Origin of the sequence: Bacillus sp. DB-2 (assembly GCF_003315125.1) — a bacterium.
Taxonomy (GTDB): domain Bacteria; phylum Bacillota; class Bacilli; order Bacillales; family Bacillaceae_G; genus Bacillus_A; species Bacillus_A mycoides.
In genome coordinates this window covers 533405-550652 of the sequence record NZ_QNRN01000001.1, presented here as the reverse complement: position 1 = coordinate 550652, position 17248 = coordinate 533405, and the positions used below count along the sequence as shown (strand labels likewise).

The window sequence follows — 17248 nt, the reverse complement described above, 5'->3', positions numbered from 1 at the left end:
TCCTTTATCGTATTGTAACTTCCTTCTCCGTTTAAATAACTTTGAACAGCTGATAACTTTAATTCTTCTGAATATATATTAAAAGTTAAGCCTTTCTTAGTCATGAAAAATCCCCTCCAAGTAATAGTGTAACATCCATGTATGTACATGGTCTTTTTACACTGTCTACCTAAAGGGGATAATATCAAAAGGTATTTTGGGATGGTCTTTTCCTATTGTCGTATTTTGTAGTTAAGTCGATATAATTTCATGTGTTGTTGCAATTTTGCTCAATAATGAAAAAGGGACAGTCCAAAATTAGATTTTTTGGACTGCCCTTTTTACTATGATCGTATTTTTGAAAATACATATATGAGAAGTTCAATCGCGAAAATAACTAAAACAGATAGTCCGAATAAAGGCATGACAGCGCCTAGTATAACCATCATGATAAAGAAAACGAATGTGCTTTTCTTATCTCTTTGCTTAGGAGGTGCTGCTAATTTTCCTTTCGGTTTTCTCGCTAACCACATTTTTACTCCGTAATAAATAAGAAGTAATAAAGATAACGTCGTTAGTAAGCATAATATTTTATTTGGCCATCCGAATAAATGTCCTTCGTGAAGCGGGATACCGTAAGTGAACCATTGTGCAAACAATCCATAATCACGATAGTCCGTTTTCGAAATGAGTTCTCCGCTATATTGATCAAAGTAAGCTGTTATTTCTTCATTTGGTGCCACATCCATACCCGTAATACCGGAACCGCTTGATTTCGAAACAGTGAATACACCTTTCGGATCAGTCGGTAGTGAGATAACGTATGGCTTCTTTATTTCAATTCCTTTTTGTAATTCATCAACTGAAATTGCTTTTGGTTCATTTGAGTTTGATTCCGGAGGAGCTTCTTTTCTTGTTGCCCAGGGTAATTCTTTTACCTTTGATTCAGGTGGTGCCATATACAATTTCGGATATCCGATTGATTCATTCGACGCTGCGATTTTATAAATTTGGTTACCCATAAATCCTGACCAAGGTAAACCTGATGCAACTAAAAGAACGAGAGGAATTGTAAATATAATACCGATAATAGAATGACGTCGTTTTGCTTTTTCTCGCTTATTGGATGCTGGTGTGTTTTTGAATTGGCGTATACTCATATACAACCCGGTTACAATTAAAAAGATTGTCCAGCACGCTGCAAGTTCTACAATATAATTGACGACAGTGCCACCGACTAAAAGGGAACTATGTAATTCCCGCATTATATTGGCAAACGTTTCAGCTGCATTTTGATCCCCAACAATTTGATTATTGCTATCTAAATACACAAATTTTTGCTTTCCTGTATATTCATTAGCAATCGTAAGCCTAGTATTATAATCCCCATTAAACTCACTAATTTTCGCCACACTATAATGTGGATATTTTTTCTCTGTTAAGAAAAGCAAATCAGACATCGAAATAGATTCTGTTTGGGCGCTCTTCCCAAAATATAAATCTTTATAGATGAAATCTTCAACTTCTTCCCGAAATAAATACCCAATTCCGCTCAGTGACAAAGTAATAAGAAGCGGCGTAATAAAAAGCCCGGCATAAAAATGCCAACGCCAAAAAATATAATGAAGCGAACGATTTTGTTTCATACGACAGTTCCCCTAACCTTCCCTATATGAATAAACTACTTATTTAATATAGCGAGATTAAGTGTGATTACTTTGAAGGAATTGTGAAAAAAGTTAAAAGTTTTGGGGATTTTTATCAAACACAAAGCACATCTCAAAAGGGATGTGTTCTATGTTTATGAAGACCTTTTTATATTTGATGCATAGATCCTAACAACCGCTTTCGCAAGACATTGAGCGGAATCAACAAAGTCCTCACTCACCACCACATTCAAATCGGTACATGCGATAATAGCGGTATCTACTTCGTCTTTTAACTGTAAAATGAGCACACTCCATAATTTGCGAGCTTCCTCAATTTCTCCGCCTTTAATACAAGTAATAATTTGATTAATCATTGTCTGCCATTTTTCATGATGAATGTATTCTATATTACGTTTTGTAATCCCGTCTTGGTAAATACCTGCTTGAACAGTCGCTTCTGTTGCAAGAAGAGCGACTCTTTTTGTATTTTCAGGAATTGCTTTTAACGTCTCATCGACTATATTCAAAATAGGAATGGTAATAGAACGCTGTAATTCCTCGAAATAAAGATGCGCTGTATTACATGGCATTGCGATGAAATCTACACCAGTACTTTCAAGTCTTTGCGCTCCTTCAATAATCGCTTTTTTCATCGCCGCATGATCAATAGGGCGATCCATATAAAACGGTGTTGGGCACGAATAAATCATCATATGAGGAAAGTCCATATCATGCTTTGCTCCATATATTGTTTGGCACCCTGCTACAACTGTATCGACGAATGGTCCGGTTGATTTTGGACCCATTCCTGCTAGTATTCCAATCATTGTTTAGTCCCCTTTAATAGTGTATACATCCATTATATAGGAGAATAAGAAAAAGACGTGCAGTGAGTGCACGTCTTTTTCTGTTATGTTGTGTCGAATAATAGATATATCGGTAAAATCGTCGATATATTATCCCGCATTAACGGGCAGTAAAACTCCCACCTCAAAATTTGGCTGGAGCAAAGAAGTTAGGTGGGAGTCGTGCTGCCCGTAAACGCCCGATTGGTGAAGGCTAATAATCAGTGGGGGGTGAACAAAACCCCCACTGATTAAAGTTTCACTTTATCGCTTCTCAATCGCCACAATAAATGGCGGGTTATTTTGCTGGTTAATGAAGCCGTATCTTAGTACGTGAGCTTCTTTTTGATCTAGTTCTTCTGCAAATTTAAGTACAGCGTCGCGTTCTACTTGTCCTTCTGGATGTCCGTGGTAAATGACAAGAACGATGATACCTTCAGGTGCCATTACGCTTAATAATTGTTCGATGGCTGAGATTGTTGAGTTCGGTTTTGTGACAATATGCTTGTCACCGCCAGGAAGGTAACCTAAGTTGAAGATTGCTCCTGTTACTTTTCCTTTTGCGTCGTCTGGTAATATGGATAGAAGTGTATCGTGACTACCATGAACTAAAACAGTACGTTCGAAAAGTTCTTTTTCTTTCAGGCGGATAGTAGAGCTTTCGATTGCTTCTTTTTGAATATCAAATCCAAATACTTTTCCGTTATCCCCAACGATTTCAGCTAGGAAGCAAGTGTCATGTCCATTGCCAAGCGTTGCATCTACTGCGTAATCGTCTTCTTTAACAGCCGTTTGCAGCAGCGAGCGAGCAAACGGTAATACACGTTCTAATTTCATTTTTGTTTCTCCTCATTTGCATATTTTCCTTGCCAGCTTCCGCGGCGTACAAATTCTGCATCGATGGAATTTAATACTTCCCATTTATTTAAGCTCCACATTGGACCGATCATTAAATCAGGTGGACCGTCACCTGTGATGCGGTGCACAATTACGTCTTCTGGAATAATTTCAAGTTGATCAACAACAAGACTTACGTAATCTTCAAGAGAAAGGAATTCTAATTGTCCTTTTTCGTATTGCTTCACCATTGGCGTTCCTTTTAATAAATGAAGTAAATGAATTTTAATTCCTTGTACGTCAAGTTTTGCTACTTCACGAGTTGTTTCCATCATCATGTCGTAATCTTCAAGGGGAAGACCGTTAATAATATGAGAGCAAACTCTAATGCCATGTTTGCGTAATTTATTTACGCCTTCCACATAAGATGGATAATCGTGAGCGCGATTAATAAGATTTGCAGTGCGTTCATGAACAGTTTGTAGTCCGAGTTCAACCCAAAGATACGTACGTTTATTTAAGTCCGCTAAATATTCAACGACATCGTCTGGTAAACAATCTGGACGAGTTGCGATAGAAAGACCGACAACGTCTTTTTCTGCTAGAAGCGGTTCGAATTTTTCTTTTAACACTTCAAGTGGTGCATGTGTATTTGTGTAAGCCTGGAAATAAGCGATACATTTTCCGTCTTTCCACTTTGAGCGCATTTTTTCTTTCATTTCATGATACTGCGTTATAACATCATCGCGGCGATCACCAGCGAAGTCACCAGATCCAGCAGCACTACAAAACGTGCAACCACCGTAAGCAACCGTACCGTCACGGTTCGGGCAATCGAAGCCAGCATCTAATGAAACTTTAAAGATTTTTTCACCAAATTCATTTCGTAAGTGGTAATTCCATGTATGATAACGTTTATTGTCGTTTGTATATGGAAAAGGGTTTTGAACCTTCATTACTTTCCCTCCTAAGACGAGTCAAAATAAAGTGAAACTTTAATCAGTGGGGGTTTTGTTCCCCCCACTGATTATTAGTTGAACGAATCGGGCGTTTACGGGCAGTTGAGCTCCCACCTACCTTTTTTTGTTTCATCCAAATTTTGAGGTAGAGGTCTTACTGCCCGTTAATGCGGGATGAAACAAAATCCATTATAACATACTCATAAGGTTCATATGGAAGGGACACACTAAAGGGGAATTGAAGCAAGGAGGGACAATTATGGCAGAGCGTCAATCACTTGAAGAGTATATTACACAGGCAGAACAAGCGGTGGAATATGCGAAAGAACAATTAGACCAAGGCATGAGACAAGAGCATTACAATACGATGGAGTATTCGGATGCTCAGTTACAATTAGAACAAGCATATAACGACTTACAAACTATGCAGCAACATGCGAATGATGAGCAGCGTGAGCAGTTAAATAGAGCACGTATGGCAATTCGCCAATTGCAACATCAAATGATTATTACACCGCACTAATAAGGAGTGAATGTAATGGCGAAACGTTCAGATCAAAATAATCCAGAGCAAAAAACGCAAAATGGACATAACGCTGAGTTTTCAAATGAACTTGATCCAGTTGTTCAAGTGAAACAGCGTAATAGTAAAAAGGGACAACCTCAAAGATCAAAGCAATCAGAGTAAACCAGGTCGCAATATGACCTGGTTTTATTTTGCTATATGACAATAATGTAAGATTTCTGTAAGGTTTGTCGATAGCTGTAAGCTTACTTTTCCAGTAGAGTAGGGGAGGATTTAATTTTGGACAAGGAGTTGCATTATGGGGAACAATATTACAAACAAACGAATTGATGAGTTAGATTACATTCGTGGCTTCGCATTACTGGGGATTATTTTAGTAAATATTTTGGCGTTACTTAATATTAAAGTTCCAGACCCTAATACAGTGGATGCAAGTTATCAAAGGTTTCTATACTTATTTGTAGAAGGTCGTTTCTTCTCAATCTTTTCATTCTTATTTGGAGTAGGATTCTATATCTTCATTACAAGAGCAATTGCGAAAGGGAAGAATGGATATGTTCTATTTCTACGTCGCTTAGTTGCACTATTTATTTTTGGTTTGATTCATCAAATGTTTCAGCCTGGGGAAGCACTAGCGTTATACGCAATTTGTGGATTAGTCACTTTACCATTTTATAAAGTGAAGAAGCAAATAAATTTAGTAATCGGTCTTATTCTTACGATAGTTTTTAGTATTATGGCGGCTAAGGAATTATTGCCTGTAGGTTTAATTTTATTAGGTCTTGCTGCAGGACAATACAAAGTATTTGAAAATCTTTCAGCGAAAATAAAGCAAGTCGCTATTTTTACAGGCGTTATGTTTGTTTTAAGTGTGATAGCTTTATGGTATCAATATGGGCATGTTCCTGCTGAACCATTTGTAAATATGATACTTATGACTGAGGATGGAACAATGGATGCTGCAGGTCAGTTTTTAAAAATTGGTGTTACAGTTGGACCAATTATTTCAGCTTTCTATGTAGGAGCATTAATTTTATTACTTCAGTTAAAACCAGTTCAAGCATTGTTAGCGCCACTGAAATACTATGGTCGTATGGCTTTAACAAATTATATTGGACAAACTGCAATGATTTTAATTGCAGGCAGTGTATTTAATTTTGCAGGAAACTTAACGTACATGCAGACGCTATATGTGTGTATCGCAATTTATGCAATTCAAATTATTTTCAGTGTGATTTGGATGAAAATCTTTAAAATGGGTCCATTAGAATGGATTTGGCGTGTTATTACGTATTGGACGGTAACACCTTTTTTTTATTTTCATCTTTTGTCGGTAAATCGATATTCCTTGTCGAATCGCCGATAAAATTTCAATTATCAACGAAGTTAATCAAAAAGAAAAAGCTTACCTTACAAGCGCACCTTTTTTATATTACAAAAGTGTAAGGTAAATGTAATGTTAACAAATAGCAGTTCCTCTCCAAAAGGCGCAAAATAGGTAATGGAAAAACAAGCGTAGGAGGATATATATGACGAAACCAGTTGTAGACGTGAAAAACGTTCAAAAAGTGTACGGTAAAAAAGGTGAGAACCAATCACATGCGTTAAAAGGTGTTTCATTCTCAATTCAAGAGGGTGAGTTTGTTGGTATTATGGGACCATCTGGTTCTGGTAAAACGACATTATTAAATGTAATTTCAACGCTTGATAAAGCCACGGGTGGCGTTGTTGAAATTGCGGGTACGGACATTACGAAAATGAAGCAAGGTGAGCTTTCTGATTTCCGTTCGCAAAAGTTAGGATTCATTTTCCAAGACTTCAACTTATTAGAGAACTTATCTATTTATGAGAACATTGCACTTCCACTTTCACTTCAAGGTGTTTCATCACGTAATATTGGACCGAAAGTAGAGAAGGTAGCGGATATGTTAGGGATTACAGAAATTCTTCAAAAGTATCCAACTGAAGTATCTGGTGGACAAAAGCAGCGTTCAGCGGCAGCACGTGCTCTAGTGCATGAACCAGCAATTATTTTAGGGGACGAGCCAACAGGAGCTCTTGATTCTAAAAATGCAGCGAGTTTACTTGATGCGATGACAAACTTAAATGAAGAACAAGGTGTATCTATTATGATGGTTACGCATGATCCATATAGTGCAAGTTACTGTCAGCGTATTTTATTCATTCAAGATGGTGAGCTATATAAAGAAATTCACCGCGGTGGTACGCGTGAAGAATTTTATAAAGAAATTTTAGATGTGCTTGCGGACTTAGGCACACAAAAAGCGTAAGAAGGGAGGTCTAGGGCATGTTATTTAAACTTTCCATGTCAGGGCTAAAGAGTAAGCTGAAAGATTATATTGTCTTACTTGTTGGTCTTGTCATGTCGATTTCAATTTTTTATATGTTCCAAACGTTAGCGCTGAATAAAGCATTTATCGAATCCAATTCTGTTATTAAGTCTATTGGTTTCGTATTCCAAGCAGGGTCATTTTTATTAGCAATTATAACGTTCTTCTACATTTTATATGCAAACTCTTTCTTATTATCTCTTCGTCAAAAAGAGTTTGGTATGTACATGATGTTAGGTGCAAAAAAGCATAAAGTTACATTACTTATGTTTATTGAAACGATTGTATTAGGTGCTGCGTCTCTTGCGATTGGACTTACAGTTGGTGTAGGACTTGCAGAAGGTATCGGACAGCTATTAATGAAACAATTAGAATTTGCTGGTGAAGGGTATAAAGCATTTTACCTTCCATCTATGACTGTTACTTGCATCTTCTTCTTTGCACTATTTGTATTATCAGCAATTATGAACAGTATTAAGTTATCACGTATTTCAGTACTGCAACTTGTACATGCAGATGCACAAACAGAACGTGTTGCGGTAAAAGGGAAAATGACAGGCGTAGTTGCATTCCTTGCAGTTATTTTATTAGGAATTGGCTATGCATCAATGATTTATATGGAAAAGCTAAGAGAAATGGGAATCCTTATTGCATTAATTACAACAACAGCTGGTACTTACATGCTATTTGGATCACTTCTCCCAGTTATCATTAGAAAGTTAAAGAGTAATAAAAAACGTAGTGAAAAAGGACTTAATGCTTTTACGTTTGCACAATTAAATTTCCGTATTAATAGCTTAACGAAAGTACTTGCGACGGTAGCGATGTTAGTTGCTCTTGGAGCGGGTGCAATTTCAGGTGGTATGGCGTTTAAAAATAACGTTATAAAAATGGTTGATGGTTTAGTAATCTATGATTCAGTGGTTCATAATCCAACAGCTGATGAAAAGAAAATTTTGGATGGTATTACATTTAAAGAGAAAAGTGAATATCGTTACAAAGTTGATGATAAATACGTTTACTATGTAAAAGAAGACTTAGAGAAAAATCGTCCTTTCGTAAAAGATATGGCAAATATGAAGTCAATGAAGGATTTAGTGAATACGAAAAAAGTTTCAGAGGAACTACCAGTAGGTGCAGTTTCTAGAGAAATGAATGAAAAAGATGCGAACACTAAAGAACTTCCAGAAGAATGGGATGAGGCTTTCAGAACAATCCAACCATTTTACGTATATGAGAATCATGCAATTAAAATTGTAGATCAAAAAATGTATGATACTGTAAGTGGTAAAGAAGGAATTGTATTTACAGGAAAAACAGATGATTTTGTAGCATACACAAAAGAATGGAAAAAACTTGACGAGTTGCAACTAGATAAATATAAAAATGTAAAAGCTGAAAGATTAGATAGTAAATATCAAGCTTACGACATGTTCTACGGCGTTGCGAGCGGAACAGTGTTTATGGGATTCTTCCTTGGAATTGCATTCTTAGCAATGATGGCAAGTTGTTTAATGTTTAAAATTCTTTCTGGTGCATCAAAAGATATTACGCGTTATCAAATGCTTCGTAAAATCGGTGTGCGCCGTGAATTATTAACGAAATCAATTTATAAAGAGTTATTCTTAGTATTCTTATTCCCGGCAATTGTGGGTATTGCTCACGTATTAGTTGGTATGAATATTTTCGGATTTATTTTAGTCGATCCGTACTTCCGCATTTGGGTTCCAATCGTAATTTTCGTAGTAATTTATGCGATTTATTACTTCATTACAGTTCAATTGTATAAAGGAATTGTTCTTCCGAAAGAAGATTAATAGGTAAAAAGCCGAGTGAAAGTGCTCGGCTTTTTGTATTTTCAGAAAAAATACTTTAATGTTACTGAAATATATAATATAATGTAAATAAGTAACATAATATGAAAGTATCAGCAACCGAAAAATGAAAGGAGGAATCCGATCTGTAGAAAGAAGCTGAACTTGTACTCCCCCTATTTTTTCTACCCACACCGTATTTGTACAATCATAAATTTCCAAATGAAAAATTGTCGTAAGAGTATATTGTGAAAATAATGGATAATACATGGAAATCTCATAGCGTGATAAGGTAAAATGGACAACATGATGAGAAAATTACCGTTCATAAGATGAGGAGAATACATGTATGGAAGTTGTAGAAGCATTAAAAGATATAAACCAAATTGAGGCTATGAAAAAGTATTTAAAAGAGCACTCGCAGCGAGATTATCTTTTATTTGTTATTGGAATTAACACTGGATTAAAAATCACTGAGCTACTTAGTATGAAATTTGAAGAGGTATTAAATGGAGATAAGACTGTTAAAGAGTTTTATTCTCTTCCTGTGAAAGATGAAAAATTTAAACAAGATATTTATTTAAATACAAAAGTAAAAGAAGCCCTTTTAGAGTATGTAAAATCTATTGATGCTCAAAGAGAAAACTACGTATTTCAATCTAATAAAACGACAAATTCAATCTCACGCCAACAAGCATATCGTGTTATCCATAGCGCAGCTGAAGCGGTTGGGATTGTTGGAAAGATTGGAACGAATTCAATGCGAAAAACATTTGGATTTCATGCGTACAAAAGAGGAATAGCGATTGCGCTATTGCAAAAGCATTTTCATCACGCAACTCCATCAGAAACGCTCAAGTATTTAGGAATCTCAAAAGATGAGAAGTTTAAAACAGAGATTGATGTAGATTTGTAAAAGCCGTAACTAAAAACTTTAGGAGGCGGAAAATATGAATATTAGAGAGAGTGAACTACCGGGCATTGGTTGTAAGTTTGAAGTAATCACAAAAGGTAATGAAAAAATGGTTATCGTTATTCATGATGATGGCCGAAGAGAAATGTATCATTTTGATGCGGATCACGATGAGAGTATTTCAAGCATTTCTCTTCGTGATTCTGAAGCGAGACAAATTGCGGCTATATTAGGCGGAATGGTATATAGGCCGCAAGCGCTAGACACAATTGAGATGGCTTTTGAAGGATTATCAATTGAATGGTTTAAGGTGGAGAATAATGCACCAGTAGTACAACAAACAATTGGTAGCTTACATGTCAGAAAAACATATAACGTAACGATTATTGCTATTTTGAAAAAGAATATGAAGAAATTCTTTAATCCAGGTCCGGACTCTATTATTGAAGCTGGCGATATGCTCGTATTGTCAGGCGCGAGACATGAAGTGAAAAGAATTATTAATGAATTGCTTTCAGCAGGAGGTGATTCCTAATCGATGGATACTTTAATCTTTGAAGTTGGAACTGCGTTAGTATTAGTAGCTTTTGCAGCTATCCTCGCTGCGAAGTTAAAGTTCTCGATTATTCCGTTTCTCATTATACTCGGTATGTTAGTGGGGCCTCATGCCCCAGATTTAGGACTTATCGATTTAAGGTTTATTGAAAGCGGAGAAGTTATTTCCTTCCTCGGCCGTGTTGGCGTCATATTCCTCTTATTCTATTTAGGTTTAGAATTCTCAATAAAAAAATTAATTAAATCAGGAAAGTCGATTGCTTTTGGGGGTAGTGTTCATATATCGCTTAATTTCATATTAGGTTTACTTTATGGATATGTTATGGGCTTCCCCTTATTAGAAACGTTAATTATTGCTGGAATTATTACAATCTCATCGAGTGCAATTGTTGCAAAAGTAATTGTTGATTTAAGAAGATCTGGTAATAAAGAGACTGAATTAATATTAGGAATCATTATGTTTGATGATATCTTTTTAGCTGTATATTTATCAGTCGTTTCAGGGTTAGTACTCGGTGGCGCAACATCATTTGTAGGTGCTCTTACATCGGTGTTAATCGCGGTAGGGTATATGTTACTATTCTTTGTAATCGCTAGAAAAGCTACGCCGTTTCTAAATAAAGTATTAGATATTTCGTCAAACGAAATTTTTATTATCGTAATATTCGCTATTTTATTCTTTGTAGCAGGATTTTCAGAAACAATTCATGTTGCGGAAGCGATTGGGGCTTTATTGTTAGGGCTCGTCTTTTCAGAAACAGAGCATAGTGATCGAATCGAGCATCTCGTCGTCCCGTTTCGTGATTTCTTTGGAGCTATATTTTTCTTCAGCTTCGGTTTAAGTATAGATCCGTTTTCGCTTGGAGGAGCAGTATGGTTGGCATTAGGAGCAGTTTTCATTACTCTCATCGGTAATTTTACAGCTGGAATGATTGCAGGGCGTAAAGCCGGGTTATCGCATAAGGCTTCTACGAATATCGGTTTAACACTTATATCACGTGGGGAATTCTCCATTATTGTCGCGAATCTTGGAATAGCGGGTGGCTTAATGGCAACGATTAAACCATTCTCAGCTTTATATGTTTTAATATTGGCGTCGTTAGGACCATTATTAACGAAGGAGTCTGGGAGAATATACTCTCTACTAGACAAAATATTTAAATGGAGTGCTAAAGAAAGTGCAAAACGTAAAAAGGAAGTTGGATAGTATAAATAAGGGAAGACTGCATGAAGTTTATGCAGTCTTCCCTTATTTATATATTGTTACTGATGTCGTTTTTTGTCGGTAAGTCGATATAATTAGAAAATCGCTGATATATTTTTAAGTGGCAATCAATATAATTTCATTTACCGACATCCTATTATCTGAATTTCATCAACTATTAATCAGTTGCCTTCCTATTTAAAAACGACTACAATTTTACTGTTATATATATGAACGAAAAAAAAGAGAATAGGAGGGGAGACTATGCCAAGGAAAGTATGGCTATTAGTAGCTGGGATGATTATTAATGTCACGGGTGCTTCTTTTTTATGGCCTTTTAATACAATTTACTTACATGATAGTTTAGGGAAATCTTTATCAGTAGCCGGAATGGTATTAATGATTAACTCGCTTACTGGTGTAATTGGAAACTTGCTCGGCGGTGTTTTATTTGATAAATGGGGCGGTTATAAATCAATTTTAGTAGGGATTGTCATTACACTTGTATCGATTTTAGGTCTTGTATTTTTCCATGGTTGGCCATTATATGTTGTGTGGCTAGCATTAATCGGATTCGGTTCTGGAATGGTGTTTCCATCGATGTATGCGATGGTCGGTACGGTTTGGCCAGAAGGCGGGAGACGAGCGTTCAATGCAATGTATGTTGGACAAAACGTTGGGATTGCGATTGGAACAGCGTGCGGTGGATTAGTTGCGTCTTATCGTTTTGATTATATTTTCTTAGCGAACTTTATTTTATATTTTATTTTCTTCTTAATTGCGTTTATTGGATTTCGTGGTATGGAAGCAAAAAAAGAGCAAGAGGTACAAAAAGAAGCCGAAACGAAAAAAGGTTGGTCACTTACACCTGGCTTCAAAGCGCTTCTAATCGTATGTGTAGCATATGCTTTATGCTGGGTTACATACGTACAGTGGCAAGGGGCAATTGCGACTCATATGCGGGAATTAGATATTAGCCTCCGCCATTATAGTTTATTATGGACGATAAACGGAGCGATGATTGTTTGTGCGCAGCCACTTGTTAGTATGTTAATTCGCTGGATGAAGCGTTCTTTAAAACAACAAATTATGATTGGAATCGTCATTTTTGCGGCGTCATTTATTGTGTTAAGTCAAGCGCAGCAATTTACGATGTTTCTCGTTGCGATGGTGACATTAACAATTGGTGAATTATTCGTATGGCCGGCAGTTCCGACCATCGCAAATATACTTGCACCGAAAGATAAGCTAGGATTTTATCAAGGTGTTGTAAATAGCGCAGCGACTGTAGGGAAAATGTTCGGACCGGTCGTTGGCGGAGCGATTGTTGACTTATACAATATGGAAGTATTGTTTATTGCGATCATGGTAATGCTTGTAGTAGCGCTTATAGCAACGAGTATTTATGATAGACGAGTAAAAGTAGAAGAAACAGTTGAAGAAAAAATTGCAGTTTAGTTTGACGGAACATGCAACATGTTTTAGAATATATTTAAATAAATAGTAATAAAATATCCTTTGGAACAAGGGAGTTAGCTCGGCTGTCCTAAGACGAATTCGTTAGTTAGCAAGAGTAACGATTAACCGAGAAGCCCCCCGCTTCAAGTAAGCTCTTAAGAGATACTAAGTGGTGGGTAGTTCACATTAACTTATATTTGTAATAACAGTGAGAAGGAGTAGTAGTAATAGAAGCTGGTTTAGAGAGTTGACGGTCGGTGCAAGTCAATCCACGTTTCGTTATGAACTCGCCTTTGAGTTGCAGTTGTGAAATCATTAGTAGCAATTGCCGTTAATCCACGTTACGGATCTAAGCGAATGTATTTATTACATTAATTTAGGGTGGTACCGCGGGAATCTATAACCTCTCGTCCCTTTCTAGGGATGAGAGGTTTTTTGTATTTTGGGCGGTGAAAATAAATAGAATTTCAAGGAGGGTATCTCATGAGCTTTAATCATCAAGAAATTGAGAAGAAGTGGCAAGGGCATTGGGAAGAGAATAAAACATTCCGTACGCCAGATGAAACAGAAAAACCAAAATTTTATGCACTAGATATGTTCCCATATCCATCAGGTGCAGGCTTACACGTAGGTCATCCAGAAGGTTATACAGCGACAGATATTTTATCTCGTATGAAGCGTATGCAAGGATATAACGTTCTTCATCCAATGGGATGGGATGCATTCGGTCTTCCAGCAGAGCAATATGCACTTGATACTGGGAACAGCCCGGCTGAATTTACAGAGCTTAATATTAATACGTTCCGTAATCAAATTAAAGCATTAGGCTTCTCTTACGATTGGGATCGTGAAGTAAATACAACAGATCCAACCTACTACAAGTGGACACAATGGATCTTCCTAAAACTATTTGAAAAAGGTTTAGCTTACGTTGATGAAGTGCCTGTAAACTGGTGTCCAGCACTTGGTACAGTACTTGCAAACGAAGAAATCATTGACGGTAAGAGTGAGCGCGGTGGACATCCAGTTGAGCGTCGTCCGATGAGACAGTGGATGTTAAAAATTACAGCTTACGGAGATCGTCTATTAGAAGATCTAGATGAACTTAATTGGCCAGAAAGCTTAAAAGACATGCAACGTAACTGGATCGGTCGTTCTGAAGGTGCAGAAGTACACTTCAACATCGACGGTACAGATGAGAAGTTCACAGTTTTCACAACGCGTCCTGATACACTATTTGGTGCAACATACTGTGTACTTGCTCCGGAACATGCGCTTGTTGCAGAAATTACAACACCAGAACAAAAAGAAGCTGTAGAAGCTTACATTAACTCTGTTAAAATGAAGAGCGATTTAGAGCGTACAGAACTTGCGAAAGAAAAAACTGGTGTATTTACTGGTGCTTACGGAGTTAACCCAGTAAACGGTGAGAAATTACCAATCTGGATCGCTGATTATGTTCTTGCAACTTACGGAACAGGTGCTGTAATGGCAGTTCCAGCTCACGATGAGCGTGACTATGAATTCGCATCAACGTTCAATCTTCCAATGAAGGAAGTTGTAAAAGGCGGAGACATTTCGAAAGAAGCATATACAGGTGATGGTGCGCACGTAAACTCAGCATTCCTTGATGGTTTAAATAAAGAAGAAGCAATTGTAAAAATGATTGAGTGGCTTGAAGTAACAAGCGCAGGAAATCAAAAAGTAACGTACCGTCTACGTGACTGGTTATTTAGTCGCCAACGTTACTGGGGTGAGCCAATTCCAGTAATCCATTGGGAAGATGGTACAATGACAGCTGTGAAAGAAGAAGAATTACCATTAGTTCTTCCGAAAACAGAGAATATTCGTCCTTCAGGTACAGGTGAATCACCACTTGCAAACATTGAAGAGTGGGTAAATGTTGTTGATCCTGAAACTGGTAAAAAAGGTCGTCGTGAAACAAATACAATGCCACAATGGGCTGGTAGCTGCTGGTACTACCTACGCTACATCGATCCAAACAACAGCGAAGCACTTGTAGACCCTGAAAAAGTAAAACAATGGCTTCCGGTTGATATTTATATCGGCGGAGCAGAGCACGCAGTACTTCACTTACTATATGCTCGTTTCTGGCATAAAGTATTATATGATATCGGTGTAGTTCCAACGAAAGAACCGTTCCAACAATTATTCAACCAAGGTATGATCTTAGGTGAAAACAACGAGAAAATGAGTAAATCAAAAGGTAACGTTGTAAACCCGGATGATATCGTAGCAAGCCATGGTGCAGATACACTTCGCCTATACGAAATGTTCATGGGACCATTAGATGCTTCAATCGCTTGGTCTGAAAATGGTCTTGACGGAGCTCGTCGCTTCCTAGACCGCGTATGGCGCCTATTCATTCAAGAGAACGGTGAATTAAGTGAGAAAATTACTGATGCACCAAACAAAGATCTTGAAAAAGCTTACCACCAAACAGTGAAGAAAGTAACAGAAGACTATGCAGAGCTTCGCTTCAACACAGCGATTTCTCAAATGATGGTATTCATCAACGATGCATACAAAGCTGAAACACTTCCGAAAGAATATGTAGAAGGTTTCGTAAAAATGATTGCACCAGTTGCACCTCACATCGGGGAAGAACTATGGAGCAAACTTGGATACAGTGAAACAATCACATATGCAAGCTGGCCAACATTTGATGAGTCTAAACTTGTAGAAGATGAAGTTGAAATCGTTGTTCAAATTATGGGCAAAGTTCGCACAAAACTAACAATGAGTAAAGACGCATCAAAAGAAGAAATGGAACAACTTGCACTTGAGGCAATCAAAGAACAAATTGAAGGAAAAACAGTTCGTAAAGTAATTGTTGTTCCTGGAAAACTTGTTAACGTTGTTGCAAACTAATTAATTATTAATAAAAGCTCAGAGCGTTTATGCTCTGAGCTTTTTTGCGTGAAAAATAAGCTCAGGATCACCTTCATCTAAGTTTTCGATCATTCCACTACGCATAAATCCATTTGCTTTAAAAACTTTTTGCATATTTGTATTCGATTTGTTCGTTGAAGAAAATATTTTTTGAGTAGGAGAATGTCTTAACATATATGAGATTAATGAGCTTGCATGACCTTGTCTTCTTTTCGTTGGCGAAACAATGATTAATGAGAGGAAAGTATAACCAAAGAAATTTGTATCGTATGTTAGAAAACCAGAAATGGAATTGTCCTCTTTTGCAATGATGCAGGTTCCTTCATCAATAGCGTGTTTAATATAATCTCGTCTACTATCGTCTCCGATTACATCAACATCTATATGTAAGATTGAATCTAAATCGTCGATGGAAGCTTTTGCTACGTTCTCCAACGAAAACGCCTCCTTTGAAAAAAATCAGTTAATTCAGTTTATCATGAATGAAGAACGAAGAAAAAGGCGCGGAATTCCCATATAGACAAACACCTATTCTTCTATAGAAAATATGATAAAAAAGGTAGGTTAAATTGAACAGAAGAGGTGAAAGGAATGAAAGGGATGGACAATAATGCACCACATGGCTTCTTCGGAGGTGGATCGGATAGTTATGGACAAATGATGTTCATGGGAGGAGATGGTCAACACGGATATGGCGGAATCCCAAGTTGGATGGGAGGAGCAGCTGGAGGATTTCCGACGTCAGTGGCGGGTGTACAAACAGGATTTCCAACGTCAGTAGCTGGAGCGCAAACAGGATTTCCGGCACTAGTAGGAGGTGCACAAGGAGGAGTTCCTGTAGGTATGCCAACTACATTCCCATCTTTCGTTGGCGGTGTACAAACAGGATTTCCTGTACCTGGCGTTGGTGTTGTAGCTGGTGGGATCGGCGGATTCCCTCAAGGTGTTCACGGTCATCATGTGCATCATGAGCATCACGGTCAGCATGTACATCATGAGCATCACGGCCATCACGGTCAGCATCAACACCACGGCCATCATCAGCATCATGGCCATCATCAACAACAAGTACATCATCATGGTCATCATCAAATTCATCCGCAGGCTGTCCTTTATCAAACACACCAAGGTCAACATCAACACCATGGTCACCAAGGCCAGCATCAACACCATGGTCATCATGGCCACCAAGGCCAGCATCAACACCATGGTCATCATGGCCACCAAGGCCAGCATCAACACCAG

At 37.5% G+C, this 17248-nt stretch carries 16 protein-coding genes and 1 other annotated feature (1 of these 17 only partly in view); of the genes, 11 read left to right on the top strand and 5 right to left on the bottom strand.

Annotated elements, in window-relative coordinates; genetic code table 11:
• Positions 1-323 precede the first annotated feature (323 nt).
• The 4 genes from DET63_RS02965 to mnmL all read right to left on the bottom strand — a co-directional run bounded on the left by DET63_RS02965 (position 324) and on the right by mnmL (position 4266).
• Positions 324-1625: a PepSY-associated TM helix domain-containing protein gene (locus DET63_RS02965; protein ID WP_113935784.1), complete on the bottom strand. Its 1302-nt coding sequence runs from the start codon at positions 1623-1625 to the stop codon at positions 324-326.
• A 155-nt stretch (positions 1626-1780) separates the two neighbouring features.
• Positions 1781-2455 carry an aspartate/glutamate racemase family protein gene (locus DET63_RS02955; RefSeq protein WP_113935783.1) on the bottom strand — a complete coding sequence of 225 codons (675 nt, stop codon included), beginning with the start codon at positions 2453-2455 and terminating at the stop codon, positions 1781-1783.
• A gap of 282 nt (positions 2456-2737) precedes the next feature.
• Positions 2738-3310: a tRNA 5-(aminomethyl)-2-thiouridylate-methyltransferase MnmM gene (gene mnmM / locus DET63_RS02950; protein ID WP_113935782.1), complete on the bottom strand. Its 573-nt coding sequence runs from the start codon at positions 3308-3310 to the stop codon at positions 2738-2740.
• A complete protein-coding gene (mnmL, locus tag DET63_RS02945; RefSeq protein ID WP_002034421.1) occupies positions 3307-4266 on the bottom strand; it encodes a tRNA modification radical SAM protein MnmL/YtqA in 960 nt (319 codons plus the stop codon). Before mnmL ends, mnmM begins: the two co-directional genes overlap by 4 nt.
• Before the next feature lie 262 nt (positions 4267-4528).
• Here mnmL and DET63_RS02940 point away from each other — a divergent pair, with 262 nt between their 5' ends.
• The 10 genes from DET63_RS02940 to leuS all read left to right on the top strand — a co-directional run bounded on the left by DET63_RS02940 (position 4529) and on the right by leuS (position 15982).
• The gene (locus DET63_RS02940; RefSeq protein WP_002089099.1) at positions 4529-4792 is read left to right on the top strand and encodes a YtzC family protein; all 264 of its coding nucleotides are present in this window, start codon (positions 4529-4531) and stop codon (positions 4790-4792) included.
• A 15-nt stretch (positions 4793-4807) separates the two neighbouring features.
• On the top strand, positions 4808-4957 hold the full coding sequence (locus tag DET63_RS02935) for a hypothetical protein (protein ID WP_001129345.1): 150 nt from the start codon (positions 4808-4810) through the stop codon (positions 4955-4957).
• A 136-nt stretch (positions 4958-5093) separates the two neighbouring features.
• A complete protein-coding gene (locus tag DET63_RS02930) occupies positions 5094-6161 on the top strand; it encodes a DUF418 domain-containing protein (RefSeq protein WP_113935781.1) in 1068 nt (355 codons plus the stop codon).
• A 163-nt stretch (positions 6162-6324) separates the two neighbouring features.
• On the top strand, positions 6325-7086 hold the full coding sequence (locus tag DET63_RS02925; protein ID WP_002129519.1) for an ABC transporter ATP-binding protein: 762 nt from the start codon (positions 6325-6327) through the stop codon (positions 7084-7086).
• A gap of 17 nt (positions 7087-7103) precedes the next feature.
• Complete coding sequence (locus tag DET63_RS02920) at positions 7104-8963, top strand: FtsX-like permease family protein (RefSeq protein WP_113935780.1); 1860 nt, start codon at positions 7104-7106, stop codon at positions 8961-8963.
• Positions 8964-9309: 346 nt separating this feature from the next.
• The gene (locus DET63_RS02915) at positions 9310-9876 is read left to right on the top strand and encodes a tyrosine-type recombinase/integrase (protein ID WP_113935779.1); all 567 of its coding nucleotides are present in this window, start codon (positions 9310-9312) and stop codon (positions 9874-9876) included.
• 34 nt (positions 9877-9910) lie between these two features.
• Positions 9911-10408 (top strand): cation:proton antiporter regulatory subunit, encoded by a 498-nt coding sequence (locus DET63_RS02910; RefSeq protein ID WP_113935778.1) that lies wholly within the window; start codon positions 9911-9913, stop codon positions 10406-10408.
• 3 nt (positions 10409-10411) lie between these two features.
• Entirely contained in the window at positions 10412-11635 is a 1224-nt protein-coding gene (locus DET63_RS02905) for a cation:proton antiporter (protein WP_002167528.1), read from the top strand.
• 261 nt (positions 11636-11896) lie between these two features.
• Positions 11897-13090 (top strand): MDR family MFS transporter, encoded by a 1194-nt coding sequence (locus DET63_RS02900; protein ID WP_002089089.1) that lies wholly within the window; start codon positions 11897-11899, stop codon positions 13088-13090.
• A gap of 199 nt (positions 13091-13289) precedes the next feature.
• Positions 13290-13508, top strand: a binding site (T-box leader).
• A gap of 65 nt (positions 13509-13573) precedes the next feature.
• Entirely contained in the window at positions 13574-15982 is a 2409-nt protein-coding gene (gene leuS / locus DET63_RS02895) for a leucine--tRNA ligase (protein WP_113935777.1), read from the top strand.
• Positions 15983-16009: 27 nt separating this feature from the next.
• Here leuS and DET63_RS02890 read toward each other — a convergent pair whose 3' ends face one another.
• Positions 16010-16438 (bottom strand): GNAT family N-acetyltransferase, encoded by a 429-nt coding sequence (locus tag DET63_RS02890; protein ID WP_002015699.1) that lies wholly within the window; start codon positions 16436-16438, stop codon positions 16010-16012.
• 156 nt (positions 16439-16594) lie between these two features.
• Here DET63_RS02890 and DET63_RS30500 point away from each other — a divergent pair, with 156 nt between their 5' ends.
• Positions 16595-17248, top strand: the 5' portion of a protein-coding gene (locus DET63_RS30500; protein ID WP_113935776.1) for a VrrB protein. The gene runs 567 nt beyond the window's last position; only the first 654 of its 1221 coding nucleotides appear in the window; its start codon is at positions 16595-16597; its stop codon lies beyond the right edge, outside the window.